Raw genomic sequence first — 18,579 nt, 5'->3', positions numbered from 1 at the left:
CAATAATATGGTAAAAAACACAAATAAGTTTATCTAAATAGACTTTTAGTTTTTTCATCAAACTTGTTAAAAAGCAGATTTCTTCTAATAGTTGACCTTTAATCATTATAAAAAAAATGAATTTTATTTTCTGTTCACCTTTACTCCATACTACATATAATCCAACTCACTCAAATCCTTAACCGACCCAAAGCCGATCACGTCTTTCACTACTTGGGTTTCGGTGAGTTCCATGGCACGTACCAATTTATCGGCGCCAAACTTGTCTTTAATTTCGTGCATGGTTTTTAAGGCCGTTTGCTTTTGGTCCACATCTTCAAACAGGCTAAACAGCATATCGCCATTATCAACAAAATTGGTTACGCCCACGCGCATGCTGGTAATTTGGGTGTTCATAATGGGGCCAACCTGGTTTACCAGTTCAAACTTTTCAATACGTATTTTGATCATGCGCATAAGGCTCACGGCATCCTGCACGGGTGTGGTAATGGTAAAGGCATCGTCCCAGCGGGTATCATCTTCGTACCGGGCGGTAAAACTAATGGCCTTGCTGTAAAACTTGTGGCGCACCATCCGTTTTTCGAGCGTGAGGCACAGGGTCATAAATAGCTGCTCAATATAGGCCATGCTCTGCCGCTTATCGCCCGAAATTTGCCGTTGCGCTTGCATGCCCTTATAATCGTTAGAAGAAATATTGGTCTCTATAAAGTTGAGCCGGTAATGCCAGTAAATACCCTCAATGCTTTTAAACAGCGCTTTTAACCGCTGCGGCCCGGCATAACGCATTTGCAGCGGCGTGGTTATACCGCCACGCTCCAGCCGGTAAGCCATATTGGCGCCAATGCCGGGCAGGTCTTTGAGTTTAAGGTTACCCAGCAACTCATCTATATTTTGCGGCGTAATTACACACAAACCGTTATACGGCGGTTTTTTACCAATGCCCGAACCTAACTTGGCCAAAAAGGCATTGGGTGCAATACCTATAGAACAGGCCAGCCAGTCGCCCACCTTACTGTAAATATCCTTCCTGATTTGTTCGGCCAGTACAGAGGGATCAGGGTATAGGTGTGCATAATTGGTGAGGTTAATAATGGCCTCGTCTATACTCTTGGGTACCACATCTTGGCAGTACTGTTTAAGTACGCCTATAATTTTTTTATGGAACTCGCGGTAACGGGCAGGGTTGCTCTCCACCGGCACCAGGTCGGGGCAAACCTTAATCGCCTCGTTCAGGCGCATCCCGGCCTTAATGCCCAGTGCCTTAGCCTCTTTCGAGAGCGAAATAACACAACCGAATTTACCCGTGTACACGCAAACGCCCACGGGCCTGCCGCGTAGCCAAAAGTTCACCTGCTGTTCGCAGCTGGCAAAAAAGCTGTTCATGTCCACAAAAAGCACGCGCGCCTCTGTTCTGGCTTCCAGGGAGTTTTGGTTCATGATTCAAAGTTTGCTAATAATATTAGTATTACCAAGGGCTTTTGGGAATTGTTGATAAGTTTATTGGGGGACTGAGAAGGAGGTTGCGGGGAGCGGGGAGGACTGAGGCGGGAAGGATGAGGAGCGGCTGATAAGAAAACAGGAGCAGTGTTGCGAAACTTCTAAAAAAACGTACGTTGTTGAGGCCATTTTTCCCCTTCGACAATTACGCAACCATATCGTGACAACCCGTCACTAAAATTCTCGCAACTTAGACCTTTGGCATCCGGCAACAAAATTTTTTTCAACTTCAAATCCCACTCCCCGAAACCTCGTTAGCCTTGCGAAAAAATGTAATAAAATGTAACTTTTTGTAATTATTTGAACTTTTATGAACTTTTACCGAGCTAAAACGGCTTTGATCATGCGGTCTTTACCGGCCATGTCTTGCCGAAGTTCGATTTGGGTAAAGCCTTTTGATGTCAACATATCAACCGTTTCAGGACCATAGCTTTCGTTGATCTCGAAAAACAGGTAGCCATTGTTTATGAGATGACCGGCGGCAAAATCGGCTATGGCGATGTAGAATAATAGCGGACTTTCATCAGGTACAAAGAGAGCAGTATGCGGTTCAAAGCCGGTAACGTTGTAGTGCATTTGCTTTTTATCCACCAGGGTTACATACGGCGGATTACTCACAATTACACCATACTGCTGCCCGGCAATTACAGGGTGATTCAGGTTCAGGGCGTTAGCTTCTACAAAGGTAATTTCCACATTATTGAGTTCAGCATTACGCTTAGCTGTTTGTAAAGCATCAAGTGATATATCAATTGCAAATAACTTATTATTAATAAGATGCGATTTTAATATAATGGGAATACAACCGCTTCCGGTACCAATATCCAGTATATTCAGGTTGCTGGATGGAGGTATGGTTCTCAGGATCCATTCTACCAGTTCTTCGGTTTCGGGCCGGGGAATGAGCACTGTGGAGTTCACCAAAAAGTTTAAGCCGTAAAATTCGGTATGACCTAAAATGTACTGTACCGGCTTGCCGGTTTTGAGTTCTTTTAGTATGATGGAGAGCCTCTGGCTTTGCTCAATGGTAAGTTCGGTATCGGTAAACGCTTTAATACGGGCTTTACTTAAACCTGTTAAATCGTTCAGTACCAGGCTGGTTATGGCATCGGTTTCTGGAATGCTATAAATGTGTGCCAGGTTGCCTTTAAACTCGTTGTAAGCATCTTTAACCGTTTTCATGTAACAAAGAAACATAAAAAGCTACTTTTGTGCGATGGCATTCCACGAAAAACATATGCAGCGCTGTTTACAGCTGGCCGCTCTGGGTATAGGCCAGGTAAGCCCAAACCCAATGGTGGGGGCGGTTATTGTGCACCAGGACAGGGTTATAGGGGAGGGCTATCACCAAAAATATGGCGGCCCTCATGCCGAAGTCAACGCGGTAAACCAGGTATTGGCAAATCATGAAAATGCCCACGAATTGCTCAGGCAGTCAACCATATACGTTTCTTTAGAGCCTTGCGCGCATTATGGCAAAACTCCACCCTGTGCCGATCTCATTATCAAACACCATATCCCCAAAGTAATAGTAGGCTGTCGCGACCCGTTTGCCCAAGTGGATGGAAAGGGTATAGAAAAATTGCAACAGGCAGGTTTAGCCGTTATTACGGGTGTGTTAGAGGAGGAATGCCGCAAGTTGAATAAGCGCTTTTTTACACGCGTACAAAAACAGCGTCCGTACATCATTTTAAAATGGGCGCAAACGGCAAACGGTTACTTTGCCCCAAATGATGGGTCGCAACACTGGATCACCGGGTTAGAAGCCCGTAAATTAGTACACCAATGGCGTGCTGAAGAAGACGCCATATTGGTGGGCAAAAACACTGCCCGTATAGATAACCCTCAACTTAATGTGCGTTATGGTACCGGTAAACCGCCCAAACGGGTGGTAATAGACCGCAACCTGGAACTGGATAAGCAATTGCATTTGTTCGATAATTCGGTGGAAACCTTTGTGTTTAATGCCATTAAAACTCATTTTGACGATAAAACCAAATACATAGCCTTAGAAGACTTTGACCGCTTTGTGCCGCAATACATCTTGTTTCAGCTTTATTTGCAGGATATTCAATCGCTTATTGTGGAAGGTGGGGCACAAACTTTAAATAGCTTTATAGAGGCCGGTTTATGGGACGAAGCACGTATATTTACCGGCCAAACACTGTTGCTCAATGGTATAAAAGCCCCTGTTTGTTTTGGCAATAAAACCGAACAGGCTATGGTAGGTGCAGATAGTTTGCAAATTATTTACAACCAATAAACCCTTAATGCTTTATATTTTTTTAAGTGTTTGCTGTAGCGTGTTGGTATCCATTCTTTTAAAAATGGCCAAGCGCTACCAAATTAATGTGGTGCAGGCCATCACCTGGAATTATTCCATGGCGGCATTGCTCACCTGGGTATTTTTAAAACCACAGCCCAGCAGTATCACTCACGCGCCCATTAATATTTACTTATTGCTGGGTGTATTACTGCCAGGAATATTCTATGTTATGTCGTTAGCGGTGCGTGGAGCGGGTATAGTACGAACTGATGTAGCGCAGCGTTTATCATTGTTAATATCTCTCAGCGCGGCTTTTTTAGTTTTTGAAGACCATTTTAGCTTGCTTAAAGTTATTGGTATTATATTAGGCTTTGTTGCTATTTTCTGTTTAATACCTTGGCAAAAAAAGCATGTGGTTACACAGGGCAACCGTAACACCTGGATGTACCTTTTAGGCGTTTTTGCAGGATTCGGCGCTATCGATATTTTGTTTAAACAAATGGCTTTGAATAAAACAGCCCCTTACAACGCATCGTTATTTGTGGTGTATGTGCTGGCTTTCGGGGTGGCTGTATTAGGGTCTTTGTACCAGATCTTCTTTAAAAAGAAACGTTTCCTGTTCCGGCACATTTTATTCGGGTGGATTTTAGGCATCTTTAATTTCGGTAATATCCTTTTTTATATCAAAGCACACAAGGTATTAGCTAACGACCCTTCTACCGTATTCACAGCCATGAATATTGGGGTAATTACTCTGGGCACCCTGGTGGGATTATTTGTGTTTAAGGAAAAGCTGGGTGTATTGCATAAAGTAGGCGTGGCGCTTGCAATAGCGGCCATTACGGTAATCGCCTTTAGTTTATAATTTCTTATGCTTTTCGAAGATACTTACTTAACGGTTAAACAGCCTGCCGAAGCCACGTTTTCTGATCGTGGGAGCAAATTTACAGCTTTTGTTTATCCCATACTTTCAGCAGCTGATGTTAAGCCATTAGTCATCCAGCTTAAAACAGCTCATCACAAGGCTAATCATCACTGCTGGGCCATGCGGCTAAGTACCGACCGCTCTGTATTTAAAGTAAACGATGATGGTGAGCCTTCGGGAACCGCCGGCAGACCTATTTTAAATGTGCTCTTATCCAAAAACATCACCAATACACTTATTGTTGTTGTACGCTACTTCGGTGGAAAGCTGTTGGGCGTACCCGGACTTATCAATGCTTATAAAACCGTCGCAGAAGAAGGTTTAAAAGCGGCCGGTAGTGAAGAAAAAGTAAGCAGCGATATTTACAGTGTCGGATTTGATTACCTGCAAATGAACGAGGTAATGAAAATTATTAAAGAGGAAAATATAACTATACTACAACACGAGGCCGATAATACCTGTACCTTTCAAATGAGCATACCAAGATCCAAGGTAAACCAAACAATTAACCGGTTCAATAGTCTTAATAAAATTAAAGTAGCCTACCAATTTAGTAACTAAAAATTAAGTATTTAAGACAATAGCGTTACAAAATAAACCAATTGCTACTTAATTTAATATAACACTTTTTATAAACTTAAAAAGGTAGCTTAAGCACAAAAAAGCTTTATTGATGGTGATTTTATCAAGCGGGTAATAGTAATATTGCCTTTTTTTATTAGCGCGTTGGCTCGTTATTTTGTAACTTGTGCAGTATGCAATCCTTTGAAATTGATAAATCGGACCTGTTGCGCATTAAAAATGCGCTTGAGGACAATGATGCCGAACTGCAACGTGTTCTGCTACAATATCATACTTCTGAAATTGCCATACTTTTTGAAAAACTTCAACCTGATGAGCGTGAGCGCATTATTAACGTTTTACCTACCGGAGAAGCATCAGAAGTAATCGCGGAAATGGATGAGGAACATCATCCGGCCGAATTACTGGTAAATCTCACGCCCGAAAAACGGTCCGAAATTGTAGAAGAACTGGATTATGATGATGCTACCGACCTTCTATCACAGCTGGATGAAAGCGACCAGCAGCAGATACTGCGCGATATAGACCAGGAAGATGCCTCCAACATACGAGCCCTGCTCAACTATGACGAGGATACGGCCGGTGGTTTAATGAATACCGACCTCATTAAGGTGAACGGTAAATTAAATAAGAATGAAGCGCTGGAAGAGATCATCCGCCAATCGGAAGAAATGGAGGAGTTCTACACCTTGTACGCCGTAAACGACGATGATATTTTACTGGGCATTCTTTCTATCAAAGATATAATTAAAGCAAAAAAAGAGGTAACCGTACTCGAACTGGTTAACAAGGAATTTGTTTATGTAAAGGTTGACCTGGACCAGGAGGAAGTAGCCAAGCTTATATCGCAATACAATTTAACCAGCATCCCGGTAGTAAATGACGATATGAAGCTGCTTGGCCGCATTACGGTAGATGATATCATTGATGTAATGGAGGAGGAGAATACGGAAGACATCCTGAAAATATCAGGGGTCTCGGAAGATGAAGAGTTAAGCGGTGGCTGGCGTAATGCGGTAAAAAGCCGCTTACCCTGGCTGGTTATTAATTTAGGAACTGCCTTTTTAGCCGCATCGGTGATCCGTAGTTACGAAGATACAGCTGCTAAACTGCCTATTATATCGGCCTATATGATTATTATAGCAGGGATGGGCGGAAACGCGGCCACCCAGGCATTGGCCGTTACGGTTAGGCGCATCTCGTTAAGCGATTTAACAGATAGGCAGGCCTATATTACCGTGGTTAAAGAGTTTTTGGTTGGCATGACCAATGGAGCTACTAACGGTGTAATTGTAGCCGCGGTAGCTAATTGGTATGATTCGAACCCTATGCTTGGTCTGGTTATGTTTTTAGCCATGACGGGGAACCTTATCATAGCCGGACTAACGGGTGCTACTATTCCGCTCATATTGAAGCGGGTAGGGATAGATCCGGCCGTAGCATCTTCAATTATTATTACCACATTTACCGATTGTATAGGTTTTTTATTGCCGTTATGGTTGGCAACGAAGCTTTTATTATAATATGGAATCGCTTTTTAGTAAATTATACACATACCGACAACGTGAAAACAAAAGTGATTTAGAAAATTTTTCAACTGAATTGTTATCTTATTGCGTAAAAACAGATAAGAAATTTAAGAAAGATTTCCTTAAATTAATAAATTGTATAGATGACGACATTATTTACATTTCAACACAGCAATCTTATCCTGTGTTTGGTCGTCCAGATATTCAAATAGAAACAGAAAGATGTATCATACTAATTGAAAATAAGGTCGACTCTCCAGAGGGAGAGAATCAGCTAAATCGCTATACAAGCATTTTACAGACAAGCAAAAAAATTAAACATTTAATTTTTTTGACAAAATTTTATGAACATAAAGATATAGAAGATAACGTAATCTATTCTAATATTAAGTGGTGGGATGTTTCAAGTTTAATAAATGAAAATAACGATACTACAACAATTTTATTCAAAGAATTTTTAATAGAAAACCGTGTTTCAATGGATAACAATTTTACACATATAGATTTAGTAACACTTGAAAATATAACAAACGTTATTTCTAAAATGGATGAGGGAATTGATTCTATAAGGGAATATTTTACCCCGAGATTAGGAAGCTTTTCTAAGGATTCTTCTCGAAGTACCAGATTGGGAGATGGCGGATATTATATTTATAAGAATGTTGGCAATCCACATAAATTTAATATTGATTTGGGTTACTATTGGTATTGGGCCGAAGAAACAATATATTTAGGATTAAGAGTATGGATTCCCTTTAAAAATAGTGAAAAAGATTATTTAAAGGATTTCTTCAATGAAAATCTTAAGTCAACGCCTTGGGAAAAAGAAATATGGGAAAAAAGCATGGCGTTTGGAATTTACAGAAAGCTTAATGAGGTAATTGCAATAGAAGAAGAACAACTTCCCTCAATTACAAAATTCTTTAAAGAAAATATTGACACACTCTATAATTTAAAAATACTAAATCCTTCTATTTTTGCATGATTATGACTGAAGTAAGACACGACTGGACTAAAGAGGAAATATCAGAAATTTACCATACACCGCTGCTGGATCTGATCTACAAGGCTGCAACTATTCACCGCGAAAATAAGGATTACTCCGAAGTACAAATTAGCTCGCTGATTTCCGTAAAAACCGGAGGTTGCCCCGAAGATTGCGCTTATTGCCCGCAGGCAGCACGCTTTCAAACCGGTGTTAACGTACATGCCATATTACCTAAAAACGAGGTAGTAGCCGCGGCTCAAAAAGCTAAGGCAGGCGGTGCATCGCGCTTATGTATGGGCGCAGCCTGGCGCGAAGTACGCGATAACCGCGACTTTGACAAGGTAATTGAAATGGTGAAAGCGGTTAACGAGCTGGATATGGAAGTATGCTGCACCTTAGGTATGCTGAACGAGCAGCAGGCACAGCGCCTGGCCGATGCCGGTTTATATGCCTATAACCATAACCTGGACACATCGGAAGAAGATTATAAACGCATTATTACTACCCGTACTTATGATGATCGTTTAAACACGATAGAAAATGTGCGCAAAGCTAAAATTACGGTTTGCAGCGGTGGCATTATTGGTTTAGGCGAAACGGTGGAAGACCGCATTTCGATGTTGAAAACCTTATCGAACATGGCTAAGCACCCCGAGTCGGTACCGGTTAACGCGTTAGTACCCGTGCAGGGAACACCACTGGCCGATCAGCCCCGCGTTTCGGTGTGGGATATGGTACGCATGATAGCCACCGCACGTATTATTATGCCACGCACACAGGTAAGGTTATCTGCCGGTCGTACCGAAATGAGCACGGTTGAACAAGCCCTGTGTTTTATGGCAGGAGCCAGTTCTATATTTGCCGGTGAAAAGCTATTAACTACACCTAACCCATCATTTGATGAAGATATGGCGATGTTTGAATTATTGGGTTTAACACCGCGTAAAGCCTTTAAAAATGGCAGACCTAACCAGGTGAAAGAGGTAGAAGAAACAACTGCTTATTAAAAGCAGATAATTTTTAACAATTATTTAAAGCTGTTGCCTAAAACCGGTTAACAGCTTTTTTTTATGGTTTACAACACCTATCAATAGTTATCCCGGTGTTTGACCCGTATTTTATCATTTCCCTAAAAGTTAGGTACCTACTTAATTACAAACAAGTGATACAGCAAAGTACCTTATTTGCTACCTTTGTACATCAAATATTCTAATAAATGGATGCTGAACAACAACTAAGGGTATTACTCAATGATGCCCGTTTAGCTGAAGATCTGAAACATATAGCTCAAAAAGTACTTAGCCATGAGCGCATTACTTTTGAAGAAGGCGTAACACTATATCAAAAAGGTGAACTCAGCTATCTGGGGATTTTAGCAAACTTTATACGCGAAGAACGTCATGGTGATCATACCTACTTCAACCGCAATTTCCATATAGAGCCAACTAATCTTTGCGTTTACGATTGTAAATTTTGCTCGTATTCACGTCTCATCAAAGAACGTTCGGAAGGGTGGGAGTTTACTATGGATGAGATGCTGGACATTGTAAAAAAGTATGATGACGAGCCGGTTACCGAAGTGCATATTGTAGGTGGTGTATTACCGCAGTATGATATGCCTTTCTATCAGCAACTTTTTACAGCCATTAAAGAACATCGCCCTAACTTACACGTAAAGGCATTAACTCCTGTTGAGTATCATTATATCTTTAAAAAAGCTAAGATCGATTATGCTACCGGTATGCGCCTCATGAAGGAAGCCGGTTTAGAATCGATGCCTGGCGGTGGTGCCGAGATTTTTCACCCCGACGTACGCGAACAAATAGCTAAAGACAAGTGTACCGGCGACCAGTGGCTGCAAATTCATGAGGAATGGCATAAATTAGGTATGCGCTCTAATGCCACCATGCTTTATGGCCATATTGAAAAATACTGGCACCGGATTGACCACATGGAACAATTACGCCAGTTGCAAGACCGTACAGGAGGGTTTCAAACGTTCATCCCGCTGAAGTTCCGTAACAAGGACAATCAAATGCACAACGTGCCCGAGTCATCGGTAATAGAAGATTTGCGTAATTATGCTATAGCCCGTATATATCTGGACAACTTTGATCACATTAAAGCTTACTGGGCTATGATTAGCCGCACAACAGCACAACTATCCTTAAACTTTGGTGTGGATGATATTGATGGCACGCTGGACGATACCACCAAAATTTATTCGATGGCTGGTGCCGAGGAGCAAAACCCGGGAATGAGTACCAAGCAACTGGTGGAATTAATTAAACAAGTTGGCCGTCATCCCATTGAGCGCGATACGTTATATAATATGGTTACCGACTATATGAACCACGAGTTTGCCAATGAGGTAAAACCCCAGTTTTATAAATTGCCGGTTATCAATTAAATAATGATCCTAAAAACGCTATACATTGTCCGCCATGGACAAACCGATTTAAATAAGCAAGGCATTGTGCAAGGCCGGGGTATGGATACCAACCTGAACGATGATGGACGACTGCAAGCCAATATGTTTTACAGCGCTTACAAGGATGTTCCTTTCGATAAGATCTATATATCTGAATTAAAGCGCACCCAGCAAAGCGTACAGCAATTTATTGATGCCGGTTTGCCTTACGAAAAGCTATCGGGGTTAGACGAATTAGCATGGGGTATTCATGAAGGGCAGCCCAGTACGCCTGAAACAAAATCGGCGTTTAGGAAATTGATGCAGGATTGGACCGCGGGTCGTCTTGATGAAAAGTTTGAAAAAGGAGAGAGTCCTAATGAGGTTCAGGTACGCCAAAAGGAGGCTATGAGTATTATTATGAGCCGCTTTGAAGAAAAGAACGTGCTGATTTGTATGCACGGCCGGGCCATGCGTTTATTACTTTGCCTGCTTACCAATAGGCCTTTAACAGAAATGGAAACTTTTCCTCATCAAAACCTGGTGTTATATAAAATTACTTATGATGGTACCCGGTTTGAGATAGCCGATTTTAATAACGCCATCCATTTGCAAATTCACTAAGCTACTTTTGAAAAAAATAAGAATATCGGCTGTTAGCTACACTAACACTAAACCCTTTTTATATGGTATATATCATACCGATATTATTAACCAAATAGATCTGAGTTTGGATATACCATCAGATTGTGCCCAAAAACTAATTGATAACCAGGTAGATATTGGCCTTATTCCTGTAGCTGCTACATTAAATTTGCCCGAGTGGCATTTGGTATCAAACTATTGCATAGGAGCAGTGGGAGCAGTTAACTCTGTTTTTATTTTTAGTAACTGCCCTATTGAGCAAGTTAAAACTTTACAGTTAGACCCCCAATCGCGTTCATCAAATAACCTGGCTAAAGTGTTGCTAAAAAATTACTGGCAGTTAAAACCCGAATTAGTTACCGGTGCAATTAATTATGGGCAGTGTGCAGATGAGCACACCGCATTTGTGCAAATAGGCGATCGTACTTTTGGTAAAGCGCATAGTTATCCTTATGTATATGATTTGGCTGCCGAATGGACGGTATTCACTGGCTTGCCATTCACCTTTGCCGCCTGGATAGCTAATAAACCTATCTCGCATGAATTTATTAATGAGTTTAACAAATCTTTGCAATACGGCCTCGACCATCGTGAAGAACTATTTAAAGAAATGGATATGCGCCCCGATTTTGATTTGAAGGACTACCTCATGCATAAAATAGATTATCCTTTAACTGATGACAAAAAGAAAGCCTTGTACTTATTTTTAGATTATATCAAAATACTTTAATTGTTATAATATTCGTAAGTAATTAATGAGTATGTTAACATACTCATTTTTTTATTTAGCAAACTTTACGAAAATTAAATTTATACCTCATTAATAAAGTGTAAATTTAAATATGTTAAAATAAATCAATATTAATTATTAAATATTCATAAAAATTAAAATTTATTTATCAAATTCATACATGAAGTGTATATTTGTTGCGGATTTAAAATTAAGACATACAAAAATACAACATTATGAAAAAGTTAACCTTGTTCGCTTTAGTTGCCTTATTAAGCTTTAGCACTGCTTTTGCTACCGAGGGTGGTAAAAAAGAAGATGACACCAAAAAAGTTCCTTATCATGTAATCCGTCAGTTTGAGTCTGAATTCAGCAACGCTAAAGAAATTGTTTGGACAGTTACTGAAACTTTTGAAAAAGCAGAGTTTACTGTTGATCAGGTAAAGATGGCTGCCTTTTACGATTCAAACGGCAAATATATAGGCCATACTGAAGCAGTTGCTTACAACGTATTGCCTTCAACAGCTAAAAAACAAATAGCCCGCGAATACGAAGGTTATCACGTTAAAGAACTCATCCGTTTTCAATATGCCGATGCTCCTACAACAGCATTAACCCGCATAGCGGCAACTAATGTATTTGATGACGAGGTTTACCTGTTGAGCTTATACAAAGCCGATAAACAAGCTACTTTAAGAATTAGTCCTTCATCTGCAGTTGAACTGTTGAGCAAGAACTAATATCAGCTTTAACCTTATACTCCGCCACACCTCAAAGTGTGGCTTTTTTTGTGTTAAATAGTTTTAATTTGTAACTGAGTATGCCTTTTTTTAGAACAAAATGGCCTTAATAACCTTTAATAGTTAGAAGCTTATATTGTACCTTATGCCGAAAACTATTATTGTAGCCAACCGACTTCCAGTAAAAATTCAGGAAATTAATAATGAGTATAATTTAATACCGAGCGAGGGGGGATTGGCAACCGGATTAGGATCGGTGTATAAACAAGGCAACAATGTTTGGATAGGGTGGCCCGGACAGGTAATTGCCGAAGCTAAACAAGATGAAGTAGCAGCACAACTTATTGAATTGAGCCTGATACCTGTTTATTTAACCCAGCATGATGTAAGCGAGTTTTACGAGGGCTTTTCTAACGACGTACTATGGCCTGTATTTCATTATTACGCCTCAACTTATACTACTTATAAACCATCGAACTGGGATTATTACCAAAGTGTTAACCAAAAATTCAAGAAAGTGATTTTGGCTAATGCCGAACCAGGTGATACCATTTGGATACATGATTATCAGTTGCTTTTGTTGCCATCTCTCATCCGTAAAGAAAGGCCCGATCTGTCTATCGGTTTCTTCCTGCATATTCCCTTTCCGTCGCACGAAATGTTTAGGTTGATACCCTGGCGTATGGAACTGTTAAAAGGTATGTTAGGGGCCGATTTGATTGGCTTTCATACTTTCGACGATGTACGTCACTTTTTAAGCTCAGTATCGCGCATATTACCTACACCTGTATCCTCAAACATAATAACTTGCGGAGATCGTTCTATCGTAGTCGAGTCGTTTCCAATGGGAATTGACGAGCAGAAGTACGCTAAACTATCTCTAAAACCTGAGGTAATGGTACAGGCAGAGCAAATCAGGAAAATATTTAAAAACAACAAGCTTATATTATCAATTGACAGGTTGGACTACAGCAAAGGGATTTTACAACGCCTGCAAGCGCTGGAGTTACTTTTGGCGGAGCATCCTGAATACATTGGTAAACTTACCCTTTACATGGTGGTTGTACCATCGCGTGATACGGTACCCCAATATGCCTATCTGCGTGATCAGATCGATAAAAAAGTAGGTAATATTAATGCCCGTTACCGTACCATAGATTGGACCCCGGTTAGCTACTATTATCGTTCTGTATCTATGGAAACATTATCTGCCTTGTATAGTGCCGCCGATGTTTGTTTGGTGAACCCTATGCGTGACGGGATGAATTTGGTTAGTAAAGAATATGTAGCCAGCCGAACCAATAACGATGGTGTTTTAATATTAAGTGAAATGGCAGGTGCGTCAAGAGAACTTATTGATGCTTTGATAGTTAACCCTAACAACGTTGTACAAGTTAAAGACGCTATTATTGAAGCGTTTAGCATGCCTGCAGAAGAACAGCAACGCCGTATGATACAGATGCGACAGCTGGTAGCCAAGTTTAACGTGAAACATTGGGTACATCTTTTTATGGAACGATTGAACGAAGTAAAATTAATGCAACGCTCCATGAATACCAGGCACGTACATTCGGCTACGGCTCAATCAATTGTGAACAGGTATAACCATACCGGTAAACGAATTATATTTTTAGACTATGATGGAACGCTGGTAGGTTTTAAACCGAATGTAGATCAGGCCTCACCCGACCAGGAAATATACGATATACTTACGCAATTATCTTCAGACCCTAATAATCATGTAGTTATAATTAGCGGCCGTAAACATGAAAATTTGAGCGACTGGTTTGGCGATAAAAATATTTATCTTATTGCTGAGCACGGTGCCTGGTTTAAGCAACAAGGGATGGATTGGCACAAAATAAACGGATTATCAACTGCTTGGAAAAAAGATATTTATGCCGAATTAGAAAAGTATGTAGACCGTACACCCGGTTCGTTTATTGAAGAGAAGACCTACTCATTAGTTTGGCATTACCGTAAGGCCCAGCGTGGTTTAGGCGAATTAAGGGCTAATGAATTAATGAATACACTGAAATTTCTGGCTACTGATAAAGGCTTACAACTACTGCCGGGCGATAAAGTGGTGGAAGTAAAGAATATGGAGATTAATAAAGGTAAAGCGGCTCTTAGTTTAGTAGAGCAAAGCGACTATGATTTTATTATGGCTCTGGGTGATGATTTGACCGATGAAGATCTCTTTAAATCACTACCCGAAAGTTGTGTATCAATTAAAGTAGGTACAGGGGCATCGGCGGCTAAATTTTATGTGCGTAATCCTAATGAAGTACGTAGCTTGTTAAAAGCCCTGTGTGCCAACGTACCAGTACTTTAAGGCCTAAAAGGCTTTCACCAAAATTGATATAACCCTATAAAGTTACTTTAAATTTCATTAAAGCGCATATTAATTTACCTTAAATTTACAAACAAAAAAAAGCGAGAACCTTAACTCAGGCTCTCGCTTTTTTTATTTGTAAACGCGGTTATAAAAACACCGGCCTGTCCAGTTTCATAGCAATGCGGTAGGCGGCATTCATTAAACCTACATGGCTGTAAGCCTGCGGAAAGTTACCCCACTGGCTTCCATCTTCCTCGGCCACATCCTCGCTAAACAATAGCAGGTGATTAGAGTACTGGATGATGTTCTCAAATTCGCGTACGGCATCATCCACACGACCAACACAGGCCAAAGCCTCCACATACCAAAAAGCACAGATCAGAAACGTGGTTTTAGGCTTGCCAAAATCATCGGCATGCAGGTAGCGGTAAAATAAACCTTTCTCAGTTTTTAATTCTTTTTCTAAGGCAATCAAATGATCTTTTGCCCGGTCAGATGCAGGGTCGAGGTAATTCATCAGGATAAGTTGCAACGTGCTGGCATCCAAGTGACTGCTGCCAGCTGCGTTGGTATATACCTTACGTTCGGCATCGTAGCAACTTTCAATATGTTCGGCCGCGCGTGCTTTCATGGCTAAGGCGCGGTTGAGTAAACCTTCATTGTCAATTGTACGGGCCATTTTTTCAGCTGCGCTGGCACCGGCCCACTGAAAAAGATTACTATAGCAGTGTATGTTGGCCATATTACGAAACTCCCAAATTCCGGCATCTTTTTCATCGATGGTACGCTCAATTTTGCTCAGCAGGTAATCTATCCACCGGGCCGAATCCTTGCGCTCGTCGAAAATAAAGCGGTGATCGGTGTATAGGGGGAGTACCGAAACCAATACCTGGCCGTAAATATCATTCTGAATATGTTCGGACGCCTGGTTGCCAATGCGCACCGGCTGGTTGCCCTCATAACCTTCCAGGTCAACCGTGAACTCTACCAGGTCCTTTTTACCGGTAATGCCGTACAGAGGCTGATAGCGGAAATCTTCAGAAAATGAAATATCGGTAACATAGTTAAAGTACTTTTCCATTTCCTCAAAATGGCCGATGTGGTTAAGCGAGCTAATTACATAGTAAGTATCGCGTAACCAGCAGTAACGGTAATCCCAGTTGCGGCCGCTTCCCGGCGATTCGGGCAAACTGGTGGTACTGGCGGCTATAATGGCACCTGTATCCTCATATTGATGGATCTTTAATGCCAGAGCCGAACGGATGACATAATTCTGATAAAAGCCTGCTATAGATGAATGCTTGATCCATGTGCGCCAATACTGCACTGTTTCGCGCAGGAAACGCTCAGCAGTGTTTATCAAAGGAGCCTCTAATGGTTCGCCGTAAGTTAGTACAAGGTATTTAGGTTCGTTCAACACAAAAGCCTGTTCGTCAAAAACATAGCTTATAGGTATATTAGTGGTTAAGCGTATCTTTTCTTCGCCTCCTAAATATTGGATATGATTGCTGCCACGGTTAACGTCCAGCTTAATAGCACCGTATTCCGACACGGGTTCGCACTTTACCTTAATACGCGGCGAACCATCCAGCACTTCTATTTTCCTGATGAGCATTAAAGGCTTGTAATAGCGCTGGTATTCCTGGTAACGGGGTGCAAAATCGGTTATACGGTATCTCCCGCCTGAGTGGGGTGTAATTTCGGTAATGAGTACATTGGTATTTTCGAGGTAATACTGATGAGAGGAGTATTCGCCTTCAGGTAAAATAGAAAACTCCCCCCCTTTAACTTTATCTAGCAGTCCGCCAAAGATAAACGTACTGTCGAAACGGGGCCAGCATAACCAGTCTACGTTAGTGTTTTTATTAATGTGGGCCAAAAAACCACAATTTCCGATAATGCCTGTGCTATAGGTATGCTTCATTTAATATATATTTAGGAAGGGTTGTTATTAAGGTACACCCAACACAACCAACAACAATTTAAAATTAATGTTGTAATAAAATGTAGTATATACTTGGGTGGTAACAGTAAATATAAATAATCTGCGTTTCAACACCTGTTAAAAGTATGAAAAATGCTATTATTTGATAAGCTAAGTTGCACTAATTCACCATCTTAATTGTATTATAATTTTTTTTTAATATTATTGTATTATAGTAAAATTTATATATTTGAACAAGATAGTTTGTTCGCTGTCACCTTTCTGAATATCCATATTTAGTTTTCAGTTTGGCTTTGGTATTTAATCTCTTATAAACTTATACAATTATTAATTATGAAAACTGGGAAAGTAAAATGGTTTAATACTCAAAAAGGCTTCGGCTTTATTATAACCGAAGATGGTAAAGATCTTTTTGTGCATTTTAAAGACGTGCAGGGCGGTGTTAACGCTATTAAAGATAACGACGACGTAGAATATGAAGTTGAAGAAGGCCGCAAAGGCTTGCAGGCAGTTAAAGTAAAAAAAATATAACACTAATATAACCTACAAAAACCCCTGTTTTGCAGGGGTTTTTTTATGCGTAAAATTTATATTTTGGCTCCCTGTAACGTGTAGCCTGTATGGGTAGCGGCTAACTTAAACCATTAAATAAAACCTACAAAGCAAAAATGTCCGATCATACCATAGTAAAAAACAGTAAAAATGTCTTATTCCTGGTTATAGTAGCCGCATTAGGTTACTTTGTAGATATTTATGATTTGCTGATATTTTCGATAGTGCGGGTGCGAAGCCTGCATGATATTGGTGTTAGCGATGCTGATATGCGCACCAAAGGTGAGTTTATTATGAACATGCAAATGTTTGGCCTGTTGCTGGGCGGCATTATGTGGGGCATTATTGGTGATAAGTTTGGCCGTATTAAAGTATTGTTCGGTTCTATTTTGCTTTACTCGCTGGCTAATTTTGTCAACGGCTTTGTTACAGATTATAATACTTATGCCATGGTGCGCCTTATAGCAGGTATAGGCCTGGCAGGGGAGTTAGGAGCGGGTATTACGCTGGTGAGCGAAACCATGAGCAAGGAAAACCGGGGTTACGGTACCATGATTGTTGCGGTAGTAGGCTTGCTTGGGGCGGCGGCAGCGGCTACAGTAGCCAAATTTGGTTGGCAAAATGCTTACTTTATTGGCGGTGGTTTAGGTATGTTACTGCTATTATTACGTGTAGGTACGTTCGAATCGGGTATGTTTAAGCAAGCCGAGCAGAGCGAGGTGAGCAAAGGAAACTTCATGATGCTGTTCACCAACCGCAAACGCTTTGTAAAGTACTTATGCTGTATTTTAATTGGGATGCCTTTGTGGTTTGTAGTAGGTATTTTAATTACGCTCGCCCCCGAAATTGGCAAGGACCTGGGTGCACCACAAGTGTTAAGTGCTGGTACCGGTATTATGTACACTTACATAGGTCTTTCAGTTGGCGATTTGTTTGCCGGCCTGTTCGCGCAACTTACCAAATCGCGCAAATTAACCATGCTGGTATTTCAGCTCATGTCGGTTGTAAGCGTATTGGTGTATTTAAACGCGCATGGCTTAACCGAAGGTCAGTTCATTGGTATTTGCCTTTTTATTGGTTTCTTTATTGGCTACTGGGCTACGTTTGTAACCATTGCTTCCGAGCAATTTGGCACTAACATAAGGGCAACCGTAACTACCACCGTGCCCAATTTTGTACGTGGTTCGCTAATTCCTATTACTTTTGGGTTTGAGTTTTTTGTAAAATATTTCACTAAGCAAGGTTATCAGCACAGTATTATTTATAGTGCTTACGTAATGATGGGAATAGTAACCGTTATATCGTTAACAGCGTTAAGCCAGTTAAAGGAAAGCTTTGGTAAAGATTTGAATTATGTAGAGCATGATGATTTGCGGGCCGGCAACATCAATATAGCATCTGAAATGAATGCATAGCATTAGCGTGTATTTTT

Annotated in this window: 16 protein-coding genes; 13 read left to right on the top strand and 3 right to left on the bottom strand. The window is 40.7% G+C overall.

Annotation, left to right across the window (positions count from 1 at the left end):
- Window positions 1-150: 150 nt before the first annotated feature.
- Window positions 151-1,437, bottom strand: a complete 1,287-nt coding sequence (locus ACFQ3S_RS13285; protein ID WP_377165188.1) for a DNA polymerase Y family protein — start codon at window positions 1,435-1,437, stop codon at window positions 151-153.
- Window positions 1,438-1,815: 378 nt separating this feature from the next.
- Window positions 1,816-2,679, bottom strand: coding sequence for a peptide chain release factor N(5)-glutamine methyltransferase (prmC, locus tag ACFQ3S_RS13280; protein ID WP_377165186.1), 864 nt, complete (start codon window positions 2,677-2,679; stop codon window positions 1,816-1,818).
- A gap of 34 nt (window positions 2,680-2,713) precedes the next feature.
- On the opposite strand from prmC, the gene ribD reads away from it, so the two are divergent.
- The 11 genes from ribD to ACFQ3S_RS13225 all read left to right on the top strand — a co-directional run bounded on the left by ribD (window position 2,714) and on the right by ACFQ3S_RS13225 (window position 14,647).
- Window positions 2,714-3,760: a bifunctional diaminohydroxyphosphoribosylaminopyrimidine deaminase/5-amino-6-(5-phosphoribosylamino)uracil reductase RibD gene (gene ribD / locus ACFQ3S_RS13275; protein WP_377165184.1), complete on the top strand. Its 1,047-nt coding sequence runs from the start codon at window positions 2,714-2,716 to the stop codon at window positions 3,758-3,760.
- A 7-nt stretch (window positions 3,761-3,767) separates the two neighbouring features.
- Complete coding sequence (locus tag ACFQ3S_RS13270) at window positions 3,768-4,628, top strand: EamA family transporter (RefSeq protein ID WP_377165181.1); 861 nt, start codon at window positions 3,768-3,770, stop codon at window positions 4,626-4,628.
- A gap of 6 nt (window positions 4,629-4,634) precedes the next feature.
- Complete coding sequence (locus ACFQ3S_RS13265; protein ID WP_377165178.1) at window positions 4,635-5,249, top strand: IMPACT family protein; 615 nt, start codon at window positions 4,635-4,637, stop codon at window positions 5,247-5,249.
- Between the two features lie 194 nt (window positions 5,250-5,443).
- Complete coding sequence (mgtE, locus tag ACFQ3S_RS13260; RefSeq protein WP_377165175.1) at window positions 5,444-6,793, top strand: magnesium transporter; 1,350 nt, start codon at window positions 5,444-5,446, stop codon at window positions 6,791-6,793.
- A gap of 1 nt (window position 6,794) precedes the next feature.
- Window positions 6,795-7,784, top strand: coding sequence for a PD-(D/E)XK nuclease family protein (locus tag ACFQ3S_RS13255; RefSeq protein ID WP_377165173.1), 990 nt, complete (start codon window positions 6,795-6,797; stop codon window positions 7,782-7,784).
- Window positions 7,785-7,786: 2 nt separating this feature from the next.
- On the top strand, window positions 7,787-8,794 hold the full coding sequence (gene bioB / locus ACFQ3S_RS13250) for a biotin synthase BioB (protein ID WP_377165171.1): 1,008 nt from the start codon (window positions 7,787-7,789) through the stop codon (window positions 8,792-8,794).
- Window positions 8,795-9,003: 209 nt separating this feature from the next.
- Window positions 9,004-10,197, top strand: a complete 1,194-nt coding sequence (gene mqnE, locus ACFQ3S_RS13245) for an aminofutalosine synthase MqnE (RefSeq protein WP_377165168.1) — start codon at window positions 9,004-9,006, stop codon at window positions 10,195-10,197.
- 3 nt (window positions 10,198-10,200) lie between these two features.
- On the top strand, window positions 10,201-10,821 hold the full coding sequence (locus tag ACFQ3S_RS13240) for a histidine phosphatase family protein (protein ID WP_377165166.1): 621 nt from the start codon (window positions 10,201-10,203) through the stop codon (window positions 10,819-10,821).
- 7 nt (window positions 10,822-10,828) lie between these two features.
- Window positions 10,829-11,572: a menaquinone biosynthetic enzyme MqnA/MqnD family protein gene (locus ACFQ3S_RS13235; RefSeq protein ID WP_377165164.1), complete on the top strand. Its 744-nt coding sequence runs from the start codon at window positions 10,829-10,831 to the stop codon at window positions 11,570-11,572.
- Between the two features lie 236 nt (window positions 11,573-11,808).
- Window positions 11,809-12,312: a hypothetical protein gene (locus ACFQ3S_RS13230; RefSeq protein ID WP_377165162.1), complete on the top strand. Its 504-nt coding sequence runs from the start codon at window positions 11,809-11,811 to the stop codon at window positions 12,310-12,312.
- Between the two features lie 145 nt (window positions 12,313-12,457).
- On the top strand, window positions 12,458-14,647 hold the full coding sequence (locus ACFQ3S_RS13225) for a bifunctional alpha,alpha-trehalose-phosphate synthase (UDP-forming)/trehalose-phosphatase (protein ID WP_377165160.1): 2,190 nt from the start codon (window positions 12,458-12,460) through the stop codon (window positions 14,645-14,647).
- A 148-nt stretch (window positions 14,648-14,795) separates the two neighbouring features.
- Here the strand turns inward: ACFQ3S_RS13225 and ACFQ3S_RS13220 are convergent, their stop codons facing one another.
- Window positions 14,796-16,574 carry a glycoside hydrolase family 15 protein gene (locus ACFQ3S_RS13220; protein WP_377165158.1) on the bottom strand — a complete coding sequence of 593 codons (1,779 nt, stop codon included), beginning with the start codon at window positions 16,572-16,574 and terminating at the stop codon, window positions 14,796-14,798.
- Window positions 16,575-16,928: 354 nt separating this feature from the next.
- Between ACFQ3S_RS13220 and ACFQ3S_RS13215 the strand changes: the two genes are divergently transcribed.
- Complete coding sequence (locus ACFQ3S_RS13215) at window positions 16,929-17,126, top strand: cold-shock protein (RefSeq protein WP_377165156.1); 198 nt, start codon at window positions 16,929-16,931, stop codon at window positions 17,124-17,126.
- Between the two features lie 137 nt (window positions 17,127-17,263).
- The gene (locus tag ACFQ3S_RS13210; RefSeq protein WP_377165153.1) at window positions 17,264-18,562 is read left to right on the top strand and encodes an MFS transporter; all 1,299 of its coding nucleotides are present in this window, start codon (window positions 17,264-17,266) and stop codon (window positions 18,560-18,562) included.
- Window positions 18,563-18,579 lie beyond the last annotated feature (17 nt).

The organism is Mucilaginibacter terrae, from assembly GCF_042679325.1.
Lineage (GTDB): Bacteria > Bacteroidota > Bacteroidia > Sphingobacteriales > Sphingobacteriaceae > Mucilaginibacter > Mucilaginibacter terrae.
The sequence above is the reverse complement of the archived record's forward strand: the minus strand, read 5'-3'. Positions and strand labels throughout refer to the sequence as shown.